This window comes from Pseudomonas sp. C8002 (assembly GCF_013385765.1).
GTDB lineage: Bacteria > Pseudomonadota > Gammaproteobacteria > Pseudomonadales > Pseudomonadaceae > Aquipseudomonas.
In genome coordinates this window covers 66,336-90,039 of sequence record NZ_JACAPJ010000020.1, presented here as the reverse complement: position 1 = coordinate 90,039, position 23,704 = coordinate 66,336, and the positions used below count along the sequence as shown (strand labels likewise).

20 protein-coding genes are annotated in these 23,704 nt (G+C 60.6%); all 20 read left to right on the top strand.

Annotated features, from left to right (window positions below; all coding sequences use genetic code 11):
- Positions 1 to 480: 480 nt before the first annotated feature.
- Positions 481 to 2,706: an NADP-dependent isocitrate dehydrogenase gene (locus HX814_RS23880; RefSeq protein WP_177009161.1), complete on the top strand. Its 2,226-nt coding sequence runs from the start codon at positions 481 to 483 to the stop codon at positions 2,704 to 2,706.
- 228 nt (positions 2,707 to 2,934) lie between these two features.
- A complete protein-coding gene (locus HX814_RS23875; RefSeq protein WP_008431568.1) occupies positions 2,935 to 3,381 on the top strand; it encodes an NUDIX hydrolase in 447 nt (148 codons plus the stop codon).
- A gap of 59 nt (positions 3,382 to 3,440) precedes the next feature.
- A complete protein-coding gene (gene mnmA / locus HX814_RS23870; protein WP_003219588.1) occupies positions 3,441 to 4,565 on the top strand; it encodes a tRNA 2-thiouridine(34) synthase MnmA in 1,125 nt (374 codons plus the stop codon).
- Positions 4,562 to 5,185 carry a high frequency lysogenization protein HflD gene (hflD, locus tag HX814_RS23865; RefSeq protein WP_003219586.1) on the top strand — a complete coding sequence of 208 codons (624 nt, stop codon included), beginning with the start codon at positions 4,562 to 4,564 and terminating at the stop codon, positions 5,183 to 5,185. The genes mnmA and hflD overlap by 4 nt, the downstream gene beginning before the upstream one ends.
- A 123-nt stretch (positions 5,186 to 5,308) precedes the next feature.
- Positions 5,309 to 6,679: an adenylosuccinate lyase gene (gene purB, locus HX814_RS23860; protein WP_003219584.1), complete on the top strand. Its 1,371-nt coding sequence runs from the start codon at positions 5,309 to 5,311 to the stop codon at positions 6,677 to 6,679.
- Positions 6,680 to 6,763: 84 nt separating this feature from the next.
- Positions 6,764 to 7,930, top strand: coding sequence for a cupin domain-containing protein (locus HX814_RS23855; protein WP_003219582.1), 1,167 nt, complete (start codon positions 6,764 to 6,766; stop codon positions 7,928 to 7,930).
- Positions 7,923 to 8,345, top strand: a complete 423-nt coding sequence (locus tag HX814_RS23850; RefSeq protein ID WP_003219580.1) for a GNAT family N-acetyltransferase — start codon at positions 7,923 to 7,925, stop codon at positions 8,343 to 8,345. The genes HX814_RS23855 and HX814_RS23850 overlap by 8 nt, the downstream gene beginning before the upstream one ends.
- 239 nt (positions 8,346 to 8,584) lie before the next feature.
- Positions 8,585 to 9,322 carry a secretin N-terminal domain-containing protein gene (locus tag HX814_RS23845; RefSeq protein WP_003219578.1) on the top strand — a complete coding sequence of 246 codons (738 nt, stop codon included), beginning with the start codon at positions 8,585 to 8,587 and terminating at the stop codon, positions 9,320 to 9,322.
- Between the two features lie 494 nt (positions 9,323 to 9,816).
- On the top strand, positions 9,817 to 11,142 hold the full coding sequence (aceA, locus tag HX814_RS23840) for an isocitrate lyase (protein ID WP_003219577.1): 1,326 nt from the start codon (positions 9,817 to 9,819) through the stop codon (positions 11,140 to 11,142).
- A gap of 659 nt (positions 11,143 to 11,801) precedes the next feature.
- Positions 11,802 to 12,215 (top strand): NADH-quinone oxidoreductase subunit A, encoded by a 414-nt coding sequence (locus HX814_RS23835; protein ID WP_003219575.1) that lies wholly within the window; start codon positions 11,802 to 11,804, stop codon positions 12,213 to 12,215.
- 10 nt (positions 12,216 to 12,225) lie between these two features.
- A complete protein-coding gene (locus tag HX814_RS23830) occupies positions 12,226 to 12,900 on the top strand; it encodes an NADH-quinone oxidoreductase subunit B family protein (RefSeq protein WP_003219572.1) in 675 nt (224 codons plus the stop codon).
- 72 nt (positions 12,901 to 12,972) lie between these two features.
- Complete coding sequence (gene nuoC, locus HX814_RS23825) at positions 12,973 to 14,757, top strand: NADH-quinone oxidoreductase subunit C/D (RefSeq protein WP_003219570.1); 1,785 nt, start codon at positions 12,973 to 12,975, stop codon at positions 14,755 to 14,757.
- 2 nt (positions 14,758 to 14,759) lie between these two features.
- Positions 14,760 to 15,257 (top strand): NADH-quinone oxidoreductase subunit NuoE, encoded by a 498-nt coding sequence (gene nuoE, locus HX814_RS23820; RefSeq protein WP_003219568.1) that lies wholly within the window; start codon positions 14,760 to 14,762, stop codon positions 15,255 to 15,257.
- Entirely contained in the window at positions 15,254 to 16,609 is a 1,356-nt protein-coding gene (gene nuoF / locus HX814_RS23815) for an NADH-quinone oxidoreductase subunit NuoF (RefSeq protein WP_003219566.1), read from the top strand. The genes nuoE and nuoF overlap by 4 nt, the downstream gene beginning before the upstream one ends.
- A gap of 135 nt (positions 16,610 to 16,744) precedes the next feature.
- Positions 16,745 to 19,459, top strand: coding sequence for an NADH-quinone oxidoreductase subunit NuoG (nuoG, locus tag HX814_RS23810; RefSeq protein ID WP_177009162.1), 2,715 nt, complete (start codon positions 16,745 to 16,747; stop codon positions 19,457 to 19,459).
- Positions 19,456 to 20,463, top strand: a complete 1,008-nt coding sequence (nuoH, locus tag HX814_RS23805) for an NADH-quinone oxidoreductase subunit NuoH (RefSeq protein WP_003219563.1) — start codon at positions 19,456 to 19,458, stop codon at positions 20,461 to 20,463. The genes nuoG and nuoH overlap by 4 nt, the downstream gene beginning before the upstream one ends.
- A gap of 11 nt (positions 20,464 to 20,474) precedes the next feature.
- Positions 20,475 to 21,023: an NADH-quinone oxidoreductase subunit NuoI gene (gene nuoI / locus HX814_RS23800; protein WP_003174725.1), complete on the top strand. Its 549-nt coding sequence runs from the start codon at positions 20,475 to 20,477 to the stop codon at positions 21,021 to 21,023.
- A 9-nt stretch (positions 21,024 to 21,032) separates the two neighbouring features.
- A complete protein-coding gene (gene nuoJ, locus HX814_RS23795) occupies positions 21,033 to 21,536 on the top strand; it encodes an NADH-quinone oxidoreductase subunit J (RefSeq protein WP_003219561.1) in 504 nt (167 codons plus the stop codon).
- A gap of 2 nt (positions 21,537 to 21,538) precedes the next feature.
- Entirely contained in the window at positions 21,539 to 21,847 is a 309-nt protein-coding gene (nuoK, locus tag HX814_RS23790; protein ID WP_003219560.1) for an NADH-quinone oxidoreductase subunit NuoK, read from the top strand.
- Positions 21,844 to 23,697: an NADH-quinone oxidoreductase subunit L gene (gene nuoL, locus HX814_RS23785; protein WP_003219559.1), complete on the top strand. Its 1,854-nt coding sequence runs from the start codon at positions 21,844 to 21,846 to the stop codon at positions 23,695 to 23,697. Before nuoK ends, nuoL begins: the two co-directional genes overlap by 4 nt.
- The last annotated feature ends 7 nt before the right edge of the window (positions 23,698 to 23,704 follow it).

Below are 23,704 nucleotides of genomic sequence, written 5' to 3'. Positions count from 1 at the left end.
ATGGATTGAACATCTGGCTGCGTTCGAGCCTACTCCAGATAAATGAGGACTGAAACCTCAGGCCCTGCACATTTGCGTCGAAAACAGCACATTTAGCGGCCTACAAGCTTGAAAGCAAAGGGAAAAGCGCCAATCTTGAGCACATCATGCGACTTTAGGCGCAACCCGCTGCCTGCGACCTTTAGACCAATGGACGACACACCTTTTGTATGAAGGCTCGGCGTAAGCATAGCGACCTATGTATAATGCCGCCGCTGACCAAAGAGTCACGACGGCCGACCGCTCTAGACAGACGCCCTCCGCCAGAAAAGCCGAGCTACTACAGTAGCTCACCCGCTTGACGCTCGACTGATGCAACCCAACATCACCGCGAAGAAACTTCGACATTTCGCTCATGGATGACTTTGAACGAACGCGCTTTACCCGGCGCATCTCGAGTTTCTGCGCATGCTTTCAGCAAAGAAGAGAGTTAATCCGAATATGCCCACCCGCTCGAAGATCATCTACACCTTCACCGACGAAGCCCCAGCCCTCGCCACCTATTCACTGCTGCCTATCGTAGAGGCCTTCACCGCTTCCGCTGATATTGCCGTGGAAACCCGCGACATTTCCCTGGCCGCGCGCATCCTCGCAAGCTTCCCCGAGCAACTGGGCGCCAAGGCCGTGCCGGACCACCTCGCCGAACTGGGCGACCTGGCCGTTACCCCTGAAGCCAACATCATCAAGCTGCCGAACATCAGTGCCTCGACCCCTCAGCTGCAAGCTGCGATCAAGGAACTGCAGGCCCAGGGCTACGCCCTGCCGGACTACCCGGAAACCGTAACCACCGACGCGGAAAAAGAAACCCGTGCACGTTACGACAAGGTCAAGGGCAGCGCCGTGAACCCGGTACTGCGCGAAGGCAACTCCGACCGCCGCGCCCCGCTGTCGGTCAAGAACTACGCTCGCAAGCACCCGCACAAAATGGGCGCCTGGGCTGCCGACTCCAAGTCCCACGTTGCCCACATGAGCACCGGCGACTTCTACGGCAGCGAGAAAGCCGTTCAGATCGAAGGCGCTGATGCCGTCAAGATCGAACTGATCGCCAAGGACGGTACCGCTACCGTCCTGAAGGAAAAAACCAGCGTACAAGCTGGCGAGATCATCGACACCGCCGTGCTAAGCAAGAAAGCCCTGCGCAGCTTCATCGCCGCTGAAATCGAAGACGCCAAGAAACAAGGCGTGCTGCTGTCGGTTCACCTGAAAGCCACCATGATGAAGGTTTCCGACCCGATCATGTTCGGCCAGATCGTTGCCGAGTTCTATAAAGACGCACTGGTCAAGCACGCTGTGGTGCTGGAGCAGATCGGCTTCAACCTGAACAACGGCATCGGCGACCTGTACGCTCGCATCAAGGCCCTGCCGGCCGATCAGCAAGCGCAGATCGAAGCCGACATCCAGGCGGTATACGCTGCTCGCCCTTCCCTGGCGATGGTCAACTCCGACAAAGGCATCACCAACCTGCACGTGCCGAGCGACGTCATCGTCGACGCATCGATGCCTGCCATGATCCGTGACTCCGGCAAGATGTGGGGCACCGACGGCCAGCTGCACGACACCAAGGCGGTGATCCCGGATCGCTGCTACGCCACTATCTACCAGGCAGTGATCGAAGACTGCAAGGCCAATGGCGCCTTCGACCCAACCACCATGGGCAGCGTGCCAAACGTTGGCCTGATGGCGAAAAAAGCCGAAGAGTACGGCTCCCACGACAAGACCTTCCAGATCAAGGCTGACGGCGTAGTCCGCGTCACCGACAGCAAGGGCAACCTGCTGATGGAACAGGCTGTTGAAGCCGGCGACATCTTCCGCATGTGCCAGACCAAAGACGCGCCGATCCAGGACTGGGTCAAACTGGCCGTCAACCGCGCCCGCGCCAGCAACACCCCGGCCATCTTCTGGCTGGACCCACAGCGCGCGCACGACGGCGTCGTGGTCGAGAAAGTTCAGGCTTACCTGAAAGACCACAACACCGAAGGCCTGGACATCCGCATCATGTCGCCAGTCGACGCGATGAAGTTCACCCTGGAGCGCACCCGCAAGGGCCTGGACACCATCTCGGTGACCGGCAACGTTCTGCGCGACTACCTGACCGACCTGTTCCCGATCATGGAACTGGGCACCAGCGCCAAGATGCTGTCGATCGTGCCGCTGATGAACGGTGGCGGCCTGTTCGAAACCGGCGCTGGCGGCTCGGCTCCGAAGCACGTGCAGCAACTGGTTGAAGAGAACTTCCTGCGCTGGGATTCCCTGGGCGAGTTCCTCGCCCTGGCCGCATCCCTCGAGCATTTGGGTGTGACGTACAACAACCCGAAAGCCCTGGTACTGTCCAAGACCCTGGACCAGGCCACCGGCCAGTTCCTCGACAACAACAAGTCGCCATCGCGCAAAGTCGGCAACATCGACAACCGCGGCAGCCACTTCTACCTGGCGCTGTACTGGGCTCAAGCCCTGGCGGCCCAGACCGAAGACACTGCATTGCAAGCGCAGTTTGGCGAACTGGCCAAGACCCTGACCGCGAATGAGGCAACCATCGTTGCCGAGCTCAACGCTGTCCAGGGCAAGCCAGTGGACATCGGTGGCTACTACGCACCGAACGCCGAGCTGACCAGCAAGGCTATGCGCCCAAGCGCCACCCTCAACGCGGCAATCGCTGCGCTGGTGTAAGGTTGTAAGGATGCAAAGAAGCCCCGGCCCTGTGCCGGGGTTTCTGTTTCTGGACATGGCGCTTTTATTGAAGAAACCCAATCAAAATGTGGGAGCGGGCTTGCTCGCGAATGCGGTGGATCAGTCAATACCTCTTTAACTGACACGCCGTATTCGCGAGCAAGCCCGCTCCCACACTGAATGCAATCGCGCCTGAAGACAGCGTTACACCTTGAATCGAGGCACTTTATGACCTGGCTCCCCCACATCACCGTCGCCACCATCGTCGAAGACAACGGCCGCTTCCTGATGGTCGAAGAACTCAAGGGCGGCCGCGCCGTGCTCAACCAGCCCGCCGGTCACCTCGACCCGAACGAAACCCTGACCGAGGCCGCCGTGCGCGAAACCCTCGAAGAGACCGGCTGGGACGTCGAAGCCACCGGGATTGTCGGGATTTACCTGTACACCGCTCCCAGCAATGGCGTGACCTATCAGCGCGTATGCTTCATCGCCAAGGCCCTGCAACACCACCCGGACTACCCACTGGACGACGGTATTCTGCGCGCCCGCTGGCTGACCCGTGACGAATTGATGGCCCTGCGCGAAGACTGGCGCAGCGAGCTGATTATCCGCTGCATCGACGATTATCTGGCCGGCCAGCGCCACAGCCTCGAATTGATCCGCCCTTCTCTTTAGCCTTGCAGACGCGAGCCTGCTAGAATCGCGTCCTTTTTAAAGACTCCCGTTGAAATCCTATGCGTGATCCAGCCCCTTCTGACACACAAAAGAAGCGCGTCATCGTCGGTATGTCCGGCGGCGTGGATTCTTCCGTTTCCGCCGTTCTGCTCATGGAGCAGGGTTATGAGGTGGAAGGCCTGTTCATGAAGAACTGGGAAGAAGACGATGGAACGGAATATTGCACCGCCATGGACGACTTGGCGGATGCCCAGGCCGTCTGCGACAAAATCGGCATCAAGCTGCACACCGCCAACTTCGCCGCCGAGTACTGGGACAACGTGTTCGAGCACTTCCTGGCCGAATACAAGGCCGGTCGCACGCCGAACCCGGACATCCTGTGTAACCGCGAGATCAAGTTCAAGGCGTTCCTCGACTACGCGATGATCCTCGGTGCCGATCTGATTGCTACTGGCCACTACGTGCGCCGTCGCGACATCGATGGCCGCACCGAACTGCTCAAGGGCCTGGACGCCAACAAGGACCAGAGCTACTTCCTGCACGCCGTCGGCGGCGAACAGATCGCCAAGACCCTGTTCCCGGTGGGCGAGCTGGAAAAACCCGAAGTGCGCGCCATTGCCGAGAAACACGGCCTGGCCACCGCCAAGAAGAAGGATTCCACCGGGATCTGCTTTATCGGCGAGCGCCGTTTCAGCGACTTCCTCAAGCAGTACCTGCCGGCGCAACCGGGCGAGATCAAGACCACCGAAGGCGAGATCATCGGCCGTCACCACGGCTTGATGTACCACACCATCGGCCAGCGCCAGGGCCTGGGCATCGGCGGCTTGAAAGACGCCGGCGAAGAGCCGTGGTACGTGCTGGTCAAGGACCTGGAGCACAACGAGCTGATCGTGGGCCAGGGCAATGACCACCCATGGCTGTTCTCCCGCGCCCTGCTGGCCTCGGACATCTACTGGGTCAACCCGGTGGACCTCAGCAGCCCGCGCCGCCTCACGGCCAAAGTGCGCTATCGCCAAAGCGACCAGCCCTGCACCCTGGAAAAAACCGCCACCGGCTATCGCGCCACCTTCGACGACCCGCAGCGCGCCGTAACACCGGGCCAATCGGTAGTGTTTTACGACGGAGAGATTTGCCTGGGGGGCGGTGTGATCGAAGTTGCCGAACCCTGGAGCAGCCAGGCATGAGCCCGACCCAGGAGCAACTGACGGCACTGGGCGGCGTATTTCTCGCCGCGGTGCTGGTGGACAAGATCGCCAAGACCGGCCAGGTCACCGAGGCAGGCCTGACCTGCATGCTCGGCAGCCTGCTGATCCGCGACCCGAAGGACACCCTGGAAGTGTACGGCGGCGACGACCTGGCCCTGCGCGAAGGTTATCGCGCACTGGTCGGCGCCCTCGAGCGCGACCCAAGCACCTTGCAGCGCGAGCCGCTGCGCTACGCCCTGTCGATGCTCGGCCTGGAGCGTCAATTGGCCAAGCGCGACGACCTGCTGGACACCATCGGCAAGCGCCTGCCGCAGATCCAGTCCCAGGTCGAGCATTTTGGCCCGGCCCACGAAAACGTGATCGCAGCCTGTGGCGCCCTGTACCAGGACACCCTGAGCACCTTGCGCCAGCGGATCCAGGTGCACGGCGATATGCGCAACCTGCAACAACCAAACAACGCCTCGAAAATCCGCGCCCTGCTGTTGGCCGGTATTCGTTCGGCGCGGTTATGGCGCCAACTGGGCGGTCATCGCTGGCAGTTGGTGGTCAGCCGACGCAAATTGCTGAAAGAGCTTTACCCGTTGATGCGCAACGAATAAGTCGCAGCAACCGATTTTTTATAGCCCCACGCGTAATACGCCGGTCAGTTGGCAACGGACCGGCGGATTTTTTCATGTATGATACGCGCCCCATTTCGTTGCCCGACTGTCCGAGAACACCCCATGCAGCTTTCTTCGCTCACTGCGGTTTCCCCTGTTGACGGCCGCTACGCCGGCAAAACCCAGGCCCTGCGCCCTATTTTCAGCGAATACGGCTTGATCCGTGCTCGTGTTCTGGTTGAAGTGCGCTGGCTCCAGCGCCTGGCCGCTCACCCTGGCATCAGCGAAGTGCCGGCGTTCTCTGCCGAAGCCAACGCTGTGCTGAACGCCCTGGCGGAAAACTTCGCTCTGGAGCACGCCGAGCGTGTCAAAGAGATCGAGCGCACCACCAACCACGACGTTAAAGCCATCGAATACCTGCTCAAAGAGCAAGCGGCCAAGCTGCCGGAACTGGCCAAGGTCAGCGAGTTCATCCACTTTGCCTGCACCAGCGAGGACATCAACAACCTGTCCCACGCCCTGATGCTGCGCGAAGGCCGTGATGACGTGATGCTGCCACTGATGCGCCAGACTGCCGACGCCATCCGCGAACTGGCGATCCGTTTCGCCGACGTTCCGATGCTGTCGCGCACCCACGGCCAGCCGGCTTCGCCGACCACCCTGGGGAAAGAACTGGCCAACGTGGTGTACCGCCTGGAGCGCCAGATCGCTCAAGTTGCAGCCGTACCACTGCTGGGCAAGATCAACGGCGCCGTAGGCAACTACAACGCCCACCTGTCAGCCTATCCTGAGATCGACTGGGAAGAAAACGCCCGCGCCTTCATCGAAGACGAACTGGGCCTGGGTTTCAACCCGTACACCACGCAAATCGAACCCCACGACTACATCGCCGAGCTGTTCGACGCGATTGCGCGCTTCAACACCATCCTGATCGACTTCGATCGCGATATCTGGGGCTACATCTCCCTGGGCTACTTCAAGCAGCGCACCATTGCCGGCGAAATCGGTTCATCGACCATGCCGCACAAGGTCAACCCGATCGACTTCGAAAACTCCGAAGGCAACCTCGGGATCGCCAACGCCCTGTTCCAGCACCTGGCCAGCAAGTTGCCAATTTCCCGCTGGCAGCGCGACCTGACCGACTCCACCGTACTGCGCAACCTCGGCGTGGGCTTCGCCCACAGCGTGATCGCGTACGAAGCCAGCCTCAAAGGCATCAGCAAACTGGAGCTCAACGAGCAGAAGATCGCCGCTGACCTGGACGCTTGCTGGGAAGTCCTGGCCGAGCCGATCCAGACCGTGATGCGCCGCTACAACATCGAAAACCCGTACGAGAAGCTCAAAGAGCTGACCCGCGGCAAGGGCATCACCTCCGAAGCGCTGCAAACTTTCATTGACGGCCTGGATATGCCAGCCGCCGCCAAGGCCGAGCTGAAACTGCTCACCCCGGCCAACTACATCGGCAACGCTGTGGCCCAAGCCAAACGCATCTGATAGAAGCTTGACCCTTTGAGACGCCCGGCAGCGCCGGGCGTTTTTATTCCCGTCTGAAAAGTGCTTTTTTTCAATAGGTTACACATGAATCCTGACATTCCTCTTCAACTTCTGGGCGGCATCACGGCACGGGAATTCCTGCGCGACTACTGGCAGAAAAAACCCCTGCTGATCCGCCAGGCCATCCCTGACTTCGAAAGCCCGATCGACGCCGACGAACTGGCCGGCCTGGCGCTGGAAGAAGAAGTCGAGTCGCGCCTGATCATCGAACACGGCGAACGCCCGTGGGAGTTGCGCCGCGGCCCGTTCGCCGAAGATGCCTTCAGCACCCTGCCCGAGCGCGAGTGGACCCTGCTGGTGCAGGCGGTCGACCAGTTCGTGCCGGAAGTGGCCGAACTGCTGGAAAACTTCCGCTTCCTGCCAAGCTGGCGCATTGACGATGTGATGATCAGCTACGCCGCCCCGGGTGGCAGCGTGGGCCCGCACTTCGACAACTACGACGTGTTCCTGCTGCAAGGTTCCGGCAAGCGCAACTGGAAGATCGGCCAGATGTGCAACTCCGAAAGCCCGCTGCTGCAACACGCGGACCTGCGCATCCTCGCTGAATTCGAAGAGACCGCCGAATGGGTGCTGGAACCGGGCGACATGCTCTACCTGCCGCCCCGCCTGGCCCACTGCGGCGTGGCCGTGGATGATTGCATGACCTACTCCGTAGGCTTCCGCGCCCCGAGCGCCGCTGAAGTGCTGACCCACTTCACCGACTTCCTCAGCCAGTACCTGACTGACGAAGAGCGCTACACCGACGCCGATGCCCAGCCGGTCAGCGACCCGCACCAGATCCAGGGCGACGCCCTCGACCGCCTGAAAAGCCTGTTGGCCGAGCACATGAGCGACGAGCGCATGCTGCTGACCTGGTTCGGCCAGTTCATGACCGAGCCGCGCTACCCGGAACTGGTCGCCGGCCCGGAAGTGGAAGAAGAAGACCTGCTGGGCAGCCTGGAAAACGGCGCCGTGCTGATCCGCAACCCGAGCGCCCGCCTGGCCTGGTCCGAAGTCGACGACGACCTGCTGCTGTTCGCCAGCGGCCAGAGCCGCCTGTTGCCGGGCAAGCTGCGGGAACTGCTGAAGCTGGTGTGCGCCGCCGACGCCCTGCACATCGACAACCTCGGCCCATGGCTGGCGGATGAAGATGGCTGCGCCCTGCTGTGGGAACTGGTCAAGCAAGGGAGCCTGGGGTTTGCCGATGAATAAGATTCACGTAAGTGTCGCGGACTGGCAAAAGGATATCGCCGAGATACGGCGCATTCGTGAAGCGGTATTTATCGCTGAACAATCGGTTCCACCGGAGCTGGAATGGGATGCAGACGACGCGAGTGCCGTGCATTTCCTGGCGTTCGAAGGCGACTTTCCCATCGGTACTGCACGCCTGCTGCCTACCGGCGAGATCGGCCGCGTGTCGGTTCTCAAGGACTGGCGCGGCCTGAAGGTCGGCGACAAGCTGATGGAAGCGGTGATCGGCGTGGCCGAGAAACGCGGCCAGACCCGGCAGATCCTCAGTGCACAGGTCCATGCGGCGCCGTTTTATGAGCGCCTGGGCTTCAAGATTGTCAGCGATGAGTTCCTGGAAGTCGGGATTCCTCACGTTGATATGGTGCGCGAGGGCTGATCCGAGACCGCGCCGCGCCCTTCGCAGGCAAGCCAGCTCCCACATTCGATCCAGTACATCCTTTGGAATGAGGTCAAATGTGGGAGCGGGCTTGCTCGCGAAGGCGCCATCAGCAACACCTCAAAAGGCCCTGCCATCCCCCGATGCCAGGGCCTTTTGCCGTCCAGGATTCAACTTGCACCCCGCCAGGCCGACAAACTGGCAATATCTAGCCTAAATGACTCGCAGAGATAACGGACATGTCCCTACGCACCCTGCTCACCCTGTTGCTCCTGGCCACCAGTTTCTCGGTGATGGCCGCCACCGAAGTCGTGCCCCTGAGCAACCGCACCAGCGCCGACCTGCTGCCGGTGGCGCAGAACTTTATCGGCAAGGACGGCACCGTCAGCGCCTACGGCAACCAACTGATCGTGAATGCCGAGCCCGACAAGATCCAGGGCCTGCGCGCCCTGCTCGCGCAACTGGATACGCCTTCCAAACGCCTGTTGATCACCGTCGACACCAACGAAAACAACCAGCAGAGCAACGGCAACAATCAAACACAGGTCATCACCTACAGCACCGAAAGCCGTGACGGCGGGATCCAGCAGATCCAGGCCAGCGAAGGCGTGCCTGCGCTGATCCAGGTCGGCCAGAGCGTGCCCCTCACCACCACCCAGCCCGATGCCTACGGCCGCCCGCAGAACCAGACCCAGTATCGCAACGTAACCCAGGGTTTCTACGTGACGGCCAGCGTCACCGGCGAGACCGTTCACCTGAGCATCAGTACCAATCGTGACCGCATGAGCCAGGAACGTCCCGATGTAGTGAACGTGCAAAGTACCGACACAACTGTCAGCGGACGCCTGGGCGAGTGGATCACCCTGGCCGGGATCAACCGTCAGACCCAGGCCGACAAAAGTACTACAACCCGTAGCTACTCTACTCAAGGGCGCGATGACCTGACATTGCGGGTCAAAGTCGACACGCTGAACTGAAGCACCAAAAACTGACTGGCGAGTCGTATTAGACTAAAGATGTAGTGCTTTAAAAAAAGCACTACAAAACATTTGACGATCCAAAAAAGCATGGGCATGATGGCCTCGCTCCCGCTAATCAGGGGCCCTGGCAAGGGCCTTCGGATCGTCGCTCAAAGCCACCCACCTGAGCCGATTCGTGTCTGTACCGCCCACAAGGTGTGTTTGACGAGGTTGCGACTGGAACGAAGTTGTCCCGAGGGACGGAAGCTAACCAGGTAACCCGGCAACACACTGATGGATCGTACAAAGGCCCACGACGCCCGAAGACTGTTCGCAGTTCGCCCTTACCTGCTCAACTCCCCCTTGAGCCACTCGTTCATCCCGTCGCCTTCCCCGCCAAGCCTGACTTGACCGCCTAAGCTTCTGGTCAGCGAGCAGCCATAACCACGCACTGATTACGTGGCTGGCAAATGGAATTTTCCACCTAGACCTATGCGACGAGGTTTTTCCCCATGGCACTGACACGCGAACAGCAAATTGCAGCCCTTGAAAAAGACTGGGCTGAAAACCCACGCTGGAAAGGCGTGACCCGCGCTTATTCCGCTGCTGACGTCGTCCGCCTGCGTGGCTCGGTTCAACCTGAGCACACCTTTGCAAAACTCGGCGCCGAGAAGCTGTGGAAGCTGGTCACCCAGGGTGCCAAGCCGTCCTTCCGTCCCGAAAAAGATTTCGTCAACTGCATGGGCGCCCTGACTGGCGGCCAAGCGGTTCAACAGGTCAAAGCCGGTATCCAGGCGATCTACCTGTCTGGCTGGCAAGTGGCAGCGGACAACAACTCCGCTGAATCCATGTACCCCGACCAATCGCTGTACCCGGTGGACTCCGTGCCAACCGTGGTCAAGCGCATCAACAACTCGTTCCGCCGTGCCGACCAGATCCAGTGGAAAGCCGGTAAAGGCCCGGGCGATGAAGGCTACATCGACTACTTCGCACCGATCGTTGCAGACGCTGAAGCCGGTTTCGGTGGCGTACTGAACGCCTACGAGCTGATGAAGAGCATGATCGAGGCAGGCGCTGCCGGCGTTCACTTCGAAGACCAGCTGGCTTCGGTGAAGAAATGCGGCCACATGGGCGGCAAGGTACTGGTTCCAACTCAGGAAGCGGTTCAAAAGCTGACGGCTGCTCGTCTGGCTGCTGACGTTGCTGGCACTCCGACCATCATCCTGGCCCGTACCGATGCCAACGCGGCTGACCTGCTGACCTCGGATTGCGACCCGTACGACCAGCCGTTCGTGACTGGCGAACGTACCCAGGAAGGCTTCTACAAAGTGCGCGCCGGCCTCGACCAGGCGATCGCTCGCGGCCTGGCCTACGCGCCGTACGCCGACCTGATCTGGTGCGAAACTGCCAAGCCGGACCTGGACGAAGCTCGCCGCTTTGCCGAAGCCATCAAGAAGGAATACCCGGATCAACTGCTGTCCTACAACTGCTCGCCTTCCTTCAACTGGAAGAAGAACCTGGACGACGCGACCATCGCCAAGTTCCAGCGTGAACTGTCTGCCATGGGCTACAAGCATCAATTCATCACCCTGGCCGGCATTCACAACATGTGGCACAGCATGTTCAACCTGGCGCACGACTACGCCCGCAACGACATGACTGCCTACGTGAAGCTGCAGGAACAAGAGTTCGCTGATGCTGCCAAGGGTTACACCTTTGTGGCGCACCAGCAGGAAGTGGGCACCGGTTACTTCGACGACATGACCACCGTGATCCAGGGCGGCACCTCGTCCGTGACTGCGCTGACCGGTTCGACCGAAGAAGAGCAGTTCCACTAAGTACTGAGTACACGGCCACTGCGGCCCCACGGAAGACCTAACCGCAGTGCCGCACAGCAATCACGCCCCGACTGGTTCGGGGCGTTTTTTTTGCACTGATGAAACCCTGCCTGACACAACACAGATCAAAATGTGGGAGCGGGCTTGCTCGCGAATGCGGTGTATCAGTCAACAGATTCATTAGCTGACCCACTGCATTCGCGAGCAAGCCCGCTCCCACAAGGGGAATGTGTGCATTCTGAAAATTTGTGCAAAACATTGATCTAGAGCGGTATCTGCATCAACCAGATCGGTTAAAAGATCTCCGTCAGCAACTAAGCGACAATCTAGCAAGTAACGGCAACTTCCCCCGCCACACGAGAAACATTCGCTTAAACCCCACGCAAACAATATTCATTATCATTTAGAGCATGAAAACTTCTTTACCGGTTAAACAAAACACAATTCGTGAAAAGCCCGCTAATGCCCGCAGCACAAGGGCTACAGCCCCAAGAAGGTGCACTATGTGCTTATTCCATCGAATAATTTCGCTATAGGAATTTTACTTGCCCGGTGTTTAGCCATAAAATCACCGCGATTGATTGCGCTGCGACATATCGTCACTGCATCGTTACTTTTTCGAGCTCAGAGACCTTTGCTCTCTGTTAAGGATTTCCAGCATGACCGAAGCGACAGGACTCATGGCCCACAACTGGGGCTTTGCCATTTTCCTCCTCGGTGTAGTCGGCCTTTGCGCCTTCATGCTTGGCGTCTCCAGCCTCCTCGGGTCAAAAGCCTGGGGCCGCAGCAAAAACGAACCGTTCGAGTCCGGCATGCTACCTACAGGTGGCGCCCGCTTGCGGCTCTCAGCCAAATTCTATCTGGTCGCGATGCTCTTCGTGATCTTCGACATCGAAGCCCTTTTTCTCTTTGCCTGGTCTGTGTCCGTCCGCGAAAGCGGCTGGACCGGATTCGTCGAAGCCCTCGTTTTCATAGCAATTCTGTTGGCAGGCCTTGTCTACCTATTTCGAGTGGGCGCCCTTGACTGGGCTCCGGAAGCTCGTCGCAAGCGGCAAGCGAAGCTGAAACAATGAGGCTTTGGCGATGCAATACAATCTCACCAGGATCGACCCGGATGCTCCTAACGAGCAGTACCCAATCGGCGAACGGGAAACCGTTTCCGACCCGTTAGAAGACCAAGTCCACAAAAACATCTACATGGGCAAGCTGGAAGACGTGCTGAGTGGCGCGGTCAACTGGGGACGTAAGAACTCCCTGTGGCCGTACAACTTCGGTCTGTCCTGCTGCTACGTGGAAATGACCACCGCCTTCACGGCGCCCCACGACATCGCGCGCTTTGGCGCCGAAGTTATCCGGGCATCGCCGCGTCAGGCGGATTTCATGGTTATCGCCGGTACCTGCTTTATCAAGATGGCGCCGATCATTCAGCGTCTCTACGAGCAAATGCTCGAGCCAAAGTGGGTTATCTCCATGGGTTCGTGCGCCAACTCCGGTGGCATGTACGACATCTACTCCGTGGTTCAGGGGGTGGACAAGTTCCTGCCCGTGGACGTCTACGTGCCTGGCTGCCCGCCCCGCCCTGAAGCATTTCTGCAAGGCTTGATGCTGTTGCAGGAATCGATTGGCAAGGAGCGTCGCCCACTTTCCTGGGTTGTCGGAGATCAAGGCGTATACCGCGCCGAGATGCCGTCACAAAAGGAACAGCGCCGCGAACAGCGTATTCAGGTAACCAACCTGCGCAGCCCCGACGAAGTCTGATCCAGAACCGCTTCTTTTATAGAACGAAAACCTGGCTTCATTCTTTACGTTGACCGAAAGCGATAAAAAACCATGACTACAGGCAGTGCTCTGTACATCCCGCCTTATAAGGCAGACGACCAGGATGTGGTCGTCGAACTCAACAACCGTTTTGGCCCTGACGCCTTCACCGCCCAGGCCACACGCACCGGCATGCCGGTGCTGTGGGTGGCGCGTGCCAGGCTCGTCGAAGTCCTGAGCTTCCTGCGCAACCTGCCCAAGCCGTACGTCATGCTCTATGACCTGCATGGCGTGGACGAGCGCCTGCGCACCAAGCGCCAGGGGCTGCCGAGCGGCGCCGACTTCACCGTGTTCTACCACTTGATGTCGCTTGAACGTAACAGCGACGTGATGATCAAGGTGGCCCTCTCCGAGAGCGACCTGAGCGTTCCGACCGTGACCGGTATCTGGCCCAACGCCAACTGGTACGAGCGTGAAGTGTGGGACATGTTCGGCATCGATTTCCCGGGCCACCCGCACCTGTCGCGCATCATGATGCCGCCGACCTGGGAAGGTCACCCGCTGCGCAAGGACTTCCCTGCCCGCGCCACCGAATTCGATCCATTCAGCCTGACCCTCGCCAAGCAACAGCTTGAAGAAGAGGCTGCGCGCTTCCGTCCGGAAGACTGGGGCATGAAGCGCTCCGGCACCAACGAGGACTACATGTTCCTCAACCTGGGCCCGAACCACCCTTCTGCTCACGGTGCCTTCCGCATCATCCTGCAACTGGACGGCGAAGAAATCGTCGACTGCGTACCGGACATCGGCTACCACCACCGTGGTGCCGAGAAGATGGCCGAGCGTCAGTCGTGGCACAGCTTCATCCCGTACACCGACCGTATCGACTACCTCGGCGGCGTGATGAACAACCTGCCGTACGTGCTCTCGGTCGAGAAGCTGGCCGGCATCAAGGTGCCGGACAAGGTCGACACCATCCGCATCATGATGGCCGAGTTCTTCCGGATCACCAGCCACCTGCTGTTCCTGGGTACCTATATCCAGGACGTCGGCGCCATGACCCCGGTGTTCTTCACCTTCACCGACCGTCAGCGTGCGTACAAGGTCATCGAAGCCATCACCGGTTTCCGCCTGCACCCGGCCTGGTACCGCATCGGCGGCGTCGCCCACGACCTGCCACGTGGCTGGGAACGCCTGGTCAAGGAATTCATCGACTGGATGCCCAAGCGTCTGGACGAATACCAGAAAGCCGCCCTGGACAACAGCATCCTCAAGGGCCGGACCATCGGCGTCGCCCAGTACAACACCAAAGAGGCCCTGGAATGGGGCGTCACCGGTGCTGGCCTGCGTTCCACCGGTTGCGATTTCGACCTGCGTAAAGCACGCCCGTACTCCGGCTACCAGAACTTCGAATTCGAAGTCCCGCTGGCGGCCAACGGCGATGCCTACGACCGCTGCATCGTGCGCGTCGAAGAAATGCGCCAGAGCCTGAAGATCATCGAACAGTGCATGCGCAACATGCCGGAAGGCCCGTACAAGGCGGATCACCCGCTGACCACGCCGCCGCCGAAAGAGCGCACGCTGCAACACATCGAAACCCTGATCACGCACTTCCTGCAGGTTTCGTGGGGCCCGGTAATGCCGGCCAACGAATCCTTCCAGATGATCGAAGCGACCAAGGGTATCAACAGTTATTACCTGACGAGCGATGGCGGCACCATGAGCTACCGCACCCGGATTCGTACGCCAAGCTTCCCGCACCTGCAGCAGATCCCTTCGGTGATCAAAGGTGAAATGGTCGCGGACTTGATTGCGTACCTGGGTAGTATCGATTTCGTTATGGCCGACGTGGACCGCTAAGCATGAATAGCACGCTTATCCAGACAGACCGTTTCACCTTGAGTGAAACCGAGCGCTCGGCCATCGAGCACGAGCTGCATCACTACGAAGACCCGCGCGCGGCGTCGATCGAAGCCTTGAAGATCGTCCAGAAGGAACGTGGCTGGGTGCCGGACGGCGCCCTCTACGCCATCGGCGAGATCCTCGGCATCCCCGCCAGCGACGTTGAAGGCGTGGCGACGTTCTACAGCCAGATCTTCCGCCAGCCGGTCGGCCGCCACATCATTCGCGTGTGCGACAGCATGGTCTGCTACATCGGTGGCCACGAGTCCGTGGTCAGCGAGATCCAGAGCAAGCTGGGCATCGGCCTGGGCCAAACCACTCCGGACGGGCGCTTCACGCTGCTGCCGGTGTGCTGCCTGGGCAACTGTGACAAGGCGCCGGCGTTGATGATCGACGACGACACATTCGGCGACGTGCAGCCTGCTGGCGTCACCCAATTGCTCGAGGGCTACCCATGACCCTGACTTCCTTCGGTCCTGCCAACCGCATCAAGCGGTCGGCCGAGACTCACCCGCTGACCTGGCGCCTGCGTGACGACGGCGAGCCTGTTTGGCTTGACGAGTACCAGGCCAAGAACGGTTACGCGGCCGCGCGCAAAGCCTTTGCCGACATGGCCCAGGACGACATCGTCCAGACCGTGAAAGACGCAGGCCTTAAGGGCCGCGGCGGTGCAGGCTTCCCCACCGGTGTCAAGTGGGGCCTGATGCCGAAAGACGAATCCATCAACATCCGCTACCTGCTGTGCAACGCGGATGAAATGGAGCCGAACACCTGGAAAGACCGCATGCTGATGGAGCAACTGCCCCATCTGCTGATCGAAGGCATGCTGATCAGTGCCCGCGCGCTGAAAACCTACCGTGGCTACATCTTCCTGCGTGGCGAATACACCACCGCCGCCAAGCACCTGAACCGTGCCGTGGAAGAAGCCAAGGCCGCTGGCCTGCTGGGCAAGAACATCCTTGGTTCGGGTTTCGACTTCGAACTGTTCGTGCACACCGGCGCCGGGCGTTATATCTGCGGTGAAGAAACCGCACTGATCAACTCCCTCGAAGGCCGCCGCGCCAACCCGCGTTCCAAGCCGCCCTTCCCTGCCGCCGTGGGCGTGTGGGGCAAGCCGACCTGCGTGAACAACGTTGAAACCCTGTGCAACGTGCCGGCAATCATCGGCGACGGCGTGGAGTGGTACAAATCGTTGGCCCGCGAAGGCAGCGAAGACATGGGCACCAAGCTCATGGGCTTCTCCGGCAAGGTCAAGAACCCGGGCCTGTGGGAACTGCCTTTCGGCGTGACCGCACGCGAGCTGTTCGAGGACTACGCCGGCGGCATGCGCGATGGCTACACCCTCAAGGCCTGGCAGCCAGGCGGCGCCGGTACCGGCTTCCTGTTGCCAGAACACCTGGACGCTCAAATGTACGCCGGCGGCATCGGCAAGGTGGGCACCCGTATGGGTACCGGCCTGGCCATGGCCGTGGACAACACCGTGAACATGGTGTCGTTGCTGCGCAACATGGAGCAGTTCTTCTCCCGTGAATCCTGTGGCTTCTGCACCCCGTGCCGCGACGGTTTGCCGTGGAGCGTCAAGCTGCTGATGGCCCTGGAAAACGGCGAAGGCCGTGAGGGCGACATCGAGACCCTGCTGGGTCTGGTCGGTTTCCTCGGCCCAGGCAAGACCTTCTGTGCTCACGCACCGGGCGCCGTGGAGCCATTGGGCAGCGCGATCAAATACTTCCGCTCGGAGTTCGAAGCCGGCATCGCGCCTACCAGCGCCGCCGTCCCGCCTCTGGCGAGGCCGATTGTAGTCGGCGCGTAACGCTTAACAAGGCGAAGGGTCCGTGCCCTTCGCCTTCTCATGTGCTGACGCCTTCAAGGCTGTGTTGATGCACATGAATAACAAGATTCCATTAGCCACGCCCGCTGACACCGGGCCAACGAAGAACTTTGAACCATGGCCACTATCCACGTAGACGGCAAAGAGCTCGAAGTCGATGGGGCAGACAACCTGTTACAGGCGTGTCTGTCGCTAGGCCTCGACATTCCATATTTCTGCTGGCACCCCGCCCTTGGCAGCGTTGGCGCTTGCCGCCAGTGCGCGGTCAAGCAGTACACCGACGAGAACGACACCCGTGGTCGTATCGTGATGTCCTGCATGACCCCTGCCACCGACGGCAGCTGGATCTCCATCGAAGACGAAGAAGCGAAAGTGTTTCGCGCCAGCGTCGTCGAATGGCTGATGACCAACCACCCGCACGACTGCCCTGTGTGTGAGGAAGGCGGCCACTGCCACCTGCAAGACATGACCGTGATGACCGGCCACAACGAGCGCCGGTATCGCTTCACCAAGCGTACTCACCAGAACCAGCAACTGGGCCCGTTCATCTCCCACGAGATGAACCGCTGCATCGCTTGCTACCGCTGCGTGCGCTTCTATAAGGACTACGCCGGCGGCACCGACCTCGGTGTGTTCGGCGCCCACGACAACGTGTACTTCGGTCGCGTTGAAGACGGCACCCTCGAAAGTGAATTCTCCGGCAACCTCACCGAGGTCTGCCCGACCGGTGTGTTCACCGACAAGACTCACTCCGAGCGCTACAACCGCAAGTGGGACATGCAGTTCTCGCCGAGCATCTGCCATGGCTGCTCCAGCGGTTGCAACATCTCCCCGGGCGAACGCTACGGCGAACTGCGTCGGATCGAAAACCGCTTCAACGGTTCGGTCAACCAGTACTTCCTGTGCGACCGTGGCCGTTTCGGCTACGGCTACGTCAACCGCGAAGACCGCCCGCGTCAGCCACTGCTGGCCGACGGTGCCAAGCTGAGCCTCGACGAAGCACTGGATAAAGCCGCTGACCTGCTGCGCGGTCGCAACATCGTCGGTATCGGTTCACCCCGCGCCAGCCTCGAAAGCAACTACGCGTTGCGCGAGCTGGTAGGCGCCGAACACTTCTACTCGGGTATCGAAGCCGGTGAGCTGGAGCGTATCCGCCTGGTGCTGCAAGTTCTGAACGACAGCCCGCTGCCGGTTCCGAACATGCGCGACATCGAAGACCACGACGCGATCTTCGTCCTCGGTGAAGACCTGACCCAAACCGCTGCACGCGTGGCCCTGTCCCTGCGCCAGTCGGTAAAAGGCAAGGCCGAAGACATGGCCGACGCCATGCGCGTCCAGCCATGGCTCGACGCTGCGGTGAAAAACATCGGCCAGCACGCGCTGAACCCGCTGTTTATCGCCAGCCTGACCGCCACCAAGCTCGACGACATCGCAGAAGAATGCGTACACGCCGCGCCTGACGACCTGGCCCGCATCGGTTTCGCCGTGGCCCACGCCCTCGACGCCAGTGCGCCTGCCGTAGAAGGCCTGGACGCTGAAGCCGCTGAACTGGCCAAGCGCATCGCCGACGCCCTGCTGGCCGCCAAGCGTCCATTGATCATCGCCGGCACCTCGCTGGGTTCCAAGGCGCTGATCGAAGCCGCTGCCAACATTGCCAAAGCCTTGAAGCTGCGCGAGAAGAACGGTTCCATCAGCCTGATCGTGCCGGAAGCCAACAGCCTTGGCCTGGCCATGCTCGGTGGCGAGTCCCTCGACGCCGCTCTGCAAGCCGTGACCGACGGCAGTGCCGACGCGATCGTGGTGCTGGAAAACGACCTGTACACCCGCACTGATTCGGCCAAGGTCGACGCAGCGCTGAACGCGGCCAAAGTGGTGATCGTTGCCGACCACCAGAAAACCGCCACCAGCGACCGTGCCCACCTGGTACTGCCCGCCGCCAGCTTTGCTGAAGGCGACGGTACCCTGGTCAGCCAGGAAGGCCGCGCCCAGCGCTTCTTCCAGGTATTCGATCCGAAGTACATGGACGCCAGCATCCTGGTTCACGAAGGCTGGCGCTGGCTGCATGCCCTGCGCGCCACCCTGCTGAACCAGCCGATCGACTGGACCCAGCTCGACCACGTGACTGCCGCCACAGCCGCAGCCGCACCGCAACTGGCGCGCATCGTCGACGCTGCACCGTCCGCCGCGTTCCGCATCAAGGGCATGAAACTCGCCCGTGAACCGTTGCGCTACTCCGGCCGTACCGCCATGCGGGCTGACATCAGCGTGCATGAGCCACGTACACCGCAAGACAACGACACCGCGTTTGCCTTCTCCATGGAAGGTTACTCGGGTTCGGTCGAGCCACGTCAGCAGGTGCCTTTCGCCTGGTCGCCGGGCTGGAACTCGCCGCAGGCCTGGAACAAGTTCCAGGACGAAGTCGGTGGCCACATCCGTGCCGGCGACCCGGGCACCCGCCTGATCGAAAGCACCGGTGACTCGCTGAACTGGTTCGCCAGCGTTCCGCGTCCGTTCAACCCGGCCCAGGGTACCTGGCAGGTTGTGCCGTTCTTCCACTTGTTCGGCAGCGAAGAGACTTCTTCCAAAGCCGCGCCGGTACAAGAGCGCATTCCAGCCGCCTACGTGTCCGTAGCCAAGTCCGAAGCCGACCGCCTGGGCGTCAACGACGGTGCCCTGCTCAGCGTGAACGTCGCCGGCAAGACCCTGCGTCTGCCGCTGCGCATCGACGAAGAGTTGGGTGCTGGCCTGGTTGCATTGCCAAAAGGCCTCGCGGGGATTCCTCCGGCGATCTTCGGCCTTACCGTTGACGGTCTGCAGGAGGCAGCTCAATGACCTGGTTCACCCCTGAAGTGATCGACGTGATCATCGCGGTGGTCAAGGCCATCGTGATCCTGTTGGCCGTGGTCGTGGCGGGCGCCCTGCTCAGCTTCGTCGAACGTCGCCTGCTGGGCTGGTGGCAGGACCGTTACGGTCCGAACCGCGTTGGCCCGTTTGGTATGTTCCAGATCGCCGCCGACATGCTGAAAATGTTCTTCAAGGAAGACTGGACCCCGCCGTTTGCCGACAAGGTGATCTTCACCCTGGCACCGGTCGTGGCCATGAGCGCCTTGCTGATTGCCTTCGCAATCATCCCGATCACCCCGACCTGGGGCGTGGCGGACCTGAACATCGGCTTGCTGTTCTTCTTCGCCATGGCCGGCCTGTCGGTCTACGCGGTGCTGTTCGCCGGTTGGTCGAGCAACAACAAGTTCGCCCTGCTGGGCAGCTTGCGGGCTTCGGCCCAGACCGTGTCCTACGAAGTGTTCATGGGCCTCGCGCTGATGGGCATCGTGGTGCAGGTGGGCTCGTTCAACATGCGCGACATCGTCGAGTACCAGGCGCAGAACCTGTGGTTCATCATTCCGCAGTTCTTCGGCTTCTGTACGTTCTTCATCGCTGGCGTCGCCGTGACTCACCGTCACCCGTTCGACCAGCCGGAAGCGGAACAGGAACTGGCCGACGGTTACCACATTGAATACGCCGGCATGAAATGGGGCATGTTCTTCGTTGGTGAATACATCGGCATCATCTTGATCTCGGCCCTGCTGGTCACGCTGTTCTTCGGCGGCTGGCACGGTCCGTTCGGCATCCTGCCGCAGCTGGCGTTCTTCTGGTTCTTCCTGAAGACCGCGTTCTTCATCATGCTGTTCATCCTGCTGCGCGCTTCCATCCCGCGTCCACGGTATGACCAGGTGATGGATTTCAGCTGGCGATTCTGCCTGCCGCTGACCCTGATCAATTTGCTGGTGACTGCTGCCGTTGTGTTGTTGAACACGCCAGCGGGCGCGGTTCAGTGAGGATTTGACCCATGTTCAAATATATTGGCGACATCGTTAAGGGTACCGGTACCCAGTTGCGAAGCCTGGTGATGGTGTTCGGTCACGGCTTTCGCAAACGCGACACCCTGCAATACCCGGAAGAAGCGGTGTACCTGCCGCCGCGTTATCGCGGCCGCATTGTCCTGACCCGCGACCCCGACGGCGAAGAGCGCTGCGTGGCCTGCAACCTGTGCGCCGTGGCGTGCCCGGTGGGTTGCATCTCGCTGCAGAAAGCTGAAACCGAAGACGGTCGCTGGTACCCGGACTTCTTCCGCATCAACTTCTCGCGCTGCATTTTCTGCGGCCTCTGCGAGGAAGCTTGCCCGACCACCGCGATCCAGCTGACACCGGATTTCGAGATGGCCGAGTTCAAACGTCAGGACCTGGTGTACGAGAAAGAAGATCTGCTGATCTCTGGTCCCGGTAAAAACCCTGATTACAACTTCTATCGTGTTGCAGGTATGGCCGTTGCCGGTAAGCCGAAAGGCGCCGCACAAAACGAAGCCGAGCCGATCAACGTGAAGAGCTTGCTGCCTTAAGGAAGAAAGATGGAATTCGCTTTCTATTTCGCATCGGGTATTGCAGTGGTGTCCACGCTTCGCGTGATCACCAACACTAACCCCGTGCACGCCCTGCTCTACCTGATCATTTCGCTGATCGCCGTGGCCATGACCTTCTTCAGCCTCGGCGCACCGTTCGCCGGTGTACTGGAAGTGATCGCCTACGCCGGCGCCATCATGGTGCTGTTCGTGTTTGTGGTGATGATGCTCAACCTGGGGCCGGCGTCTGTCGCCCAGGAACGCGTCTGGCTCAAGCCCGGCATCTGGCTCGGCCCGGTGATCCTGGCAGCCCTGCTGCTGGGTGAACTGCTGTATGTGCTGTTCGCTCACCAGAGCGGCCAGGCCATCGGCCACACCACCGTAGACGCGAAAGCCGTGGGCATCAGCCTGTTCGGCCCGTACCTGCTGGTGGTCGAACTGGCTTCGATGCTGCTGCTCGCTGCAGCCATCACCGCCTTCCACTTGGGCCGCAACGAAGCCAAGGAGCAATGACGATGCCTGCTATCCCTTTGGAGCATGGTCTGGCGGTCGCCGGCATCCTGTTCTGCCTTGGCCTGGTCGGCCTGATGGTTCGCCGCAACATTCTGTTCGTGTTGATGAGCCTGGAAATCATGATGAACGCCGCGGCACTCGCGTTCATCGTGGCCGGTAGCCGTTGGGGCCAGCCGGATGGACAAGTGATGTTCATCCTGGTGATCAGCCTGGCAGCCGCCGAGGCCAGTATTGGCCTGGCGATCCTGCTGCAACTGTATCGTCGCTTCCACACGCTTGATATCGACGCTGCCAGTGAGATGCGCGGATGAACATGATCTTTCTGACTTTCGTATTTCCCCTGATCGGTTTCCTGCTGCTGTCGTTCTCCCGTGGACGCTGGTCGGAAAACCTCTCGGCCCTGGTCGGCGTGGGTTCCATCGGCCTGTCGGCAATTGTCGCCGCCTACGTCATCTGGCAATTCAACGTCGCACCGCCTGAAGGCGGTCACTACACCCTGGTGTTGTGGCAGTGGATGTCGGTGGAGGGCTTCAAGCCCAACTTCGCCCTCTACGTCGACGGCCTGTCGATCACCATGCTCGGCGTGGTGGTGGGTGTGGGCTTCCTGATCCACCTGTTCGCGTCCTGGTACATGCGCGGTGAAGCCGGTTACTCGCGCTTCTTCGCCTACACCAACCTGTTTATCGCGAGCATGCTGTTCCTGGTGCTGGGCGATAACCTGTTGTTCCTGTACTTCGGCTGGGAAGGCGTGGGCCTGTGCTCGTACCTGTTGATCGGTTTCTACTACAGCAACCGCAACAACGGTAACGCCGCACTCAAAGCCTTTATCGTGACCCGGATCGGTGACGTGTTCATGGCCATCGGCCTGTTCATCCTGTTCCAACAGGTGGGCACGCTGAACATCCAGGAACTGCTGGTGCTGGCACCGCAGAAATTCCAGGTCGGCGACTTCTGGATCACCCTGGCGACCCTGATGCTGCTGGGTGGCGCGGTCGGTAAATCCGCGCAACTGCCGCTGCAAACCTGGCTGGCGGATGCGATGGCCGGTCCTACCCCGGTTTCGGCACTGATCCACGCCGCGACCATGGTAACCGCCGGTGTCTACCTGATTGCCCGTACCCACGGCCTGTTCACCCTGGCGCCGGAGATTCTGCACCTGGTGGGCCTGGTGGGTGGCGTGACCCTGGTACTGGCAGGTTTTGCTGCCCTGGTTCAGACCGACATCAAGCGTATCCTCGCCTACTCGACCATGAGCCAGATCGGCTACATGTTCCTGGCCCTGGGCGTTGGCGCCTGGGACGGCGCGATCTTCCACCTGATGACCCACGCCTTCTTCAAGGCCCTGCTGTTCCTTGCTTCCGGTGCGGTGATCGTTGCCTGCCACCACGAGCAGAACATCTTCAAGATGGGCGGCCTGTGGAAGAAACTGCCGTTGGCCTACGCCAGCTTCATCGTCGGCGGCGCGGCCTTGTCGGCCCTGCCACTGGTGACCGCAGGTTTCTACTCGAAAGACGAAATCCTCTGGGAAGCCTTTGCCAGCGGTAACCACGGCCTGCTGTACGCCGGCCTGGTAGGTGCGTTCATGACCTCGCTGTACACCTTCCGCCTGATCTTCATCACGTTCCACGGTGAAGCCAAGACTGAAGCCCACGCAGGCCATGGCATTTCCCACTGGCTGCCACTGTCGGTGCTGATCATCCTGTCGACCTTCGTCGGCGCCATGATCACCCCGCCACTGGCCGGTGTTTTGCCGGAAAGCGCCGGCCATGCCGGTGGTGCAGCCAAGCACAGCCTGGAAATCGCCTCGGGCGCCATCGCCATCGCGGGTATCCTGCTGGCGGCCCTGCTGTTCCTCGGCAAGCGCCGCTTCGTCACCGCCATCGCCAACAGTGGCATTGGCCGCTTCCTTTCGGCCTGGTGGTTCGCTGCCTGGGGCTTCGACTGGATCTACGACAAACTGTTCGTCAAGCCGTACCTTGCGATCAGCCACGTACTGCGCAAAGACCCGCTCGACCAGACCATCGGTTTGATCCCGCGTGCCGCCAAGGCCGGTCACACCGCCCTGAGCCGCAGCGAGACCGGCCAATTGCGCTGGTATGCAGCTTCCATGGCGGCCGGTGCCGTCCTGGTAATCGGCGCCATCATCGTGGTCGCGGTCTGACTATGCA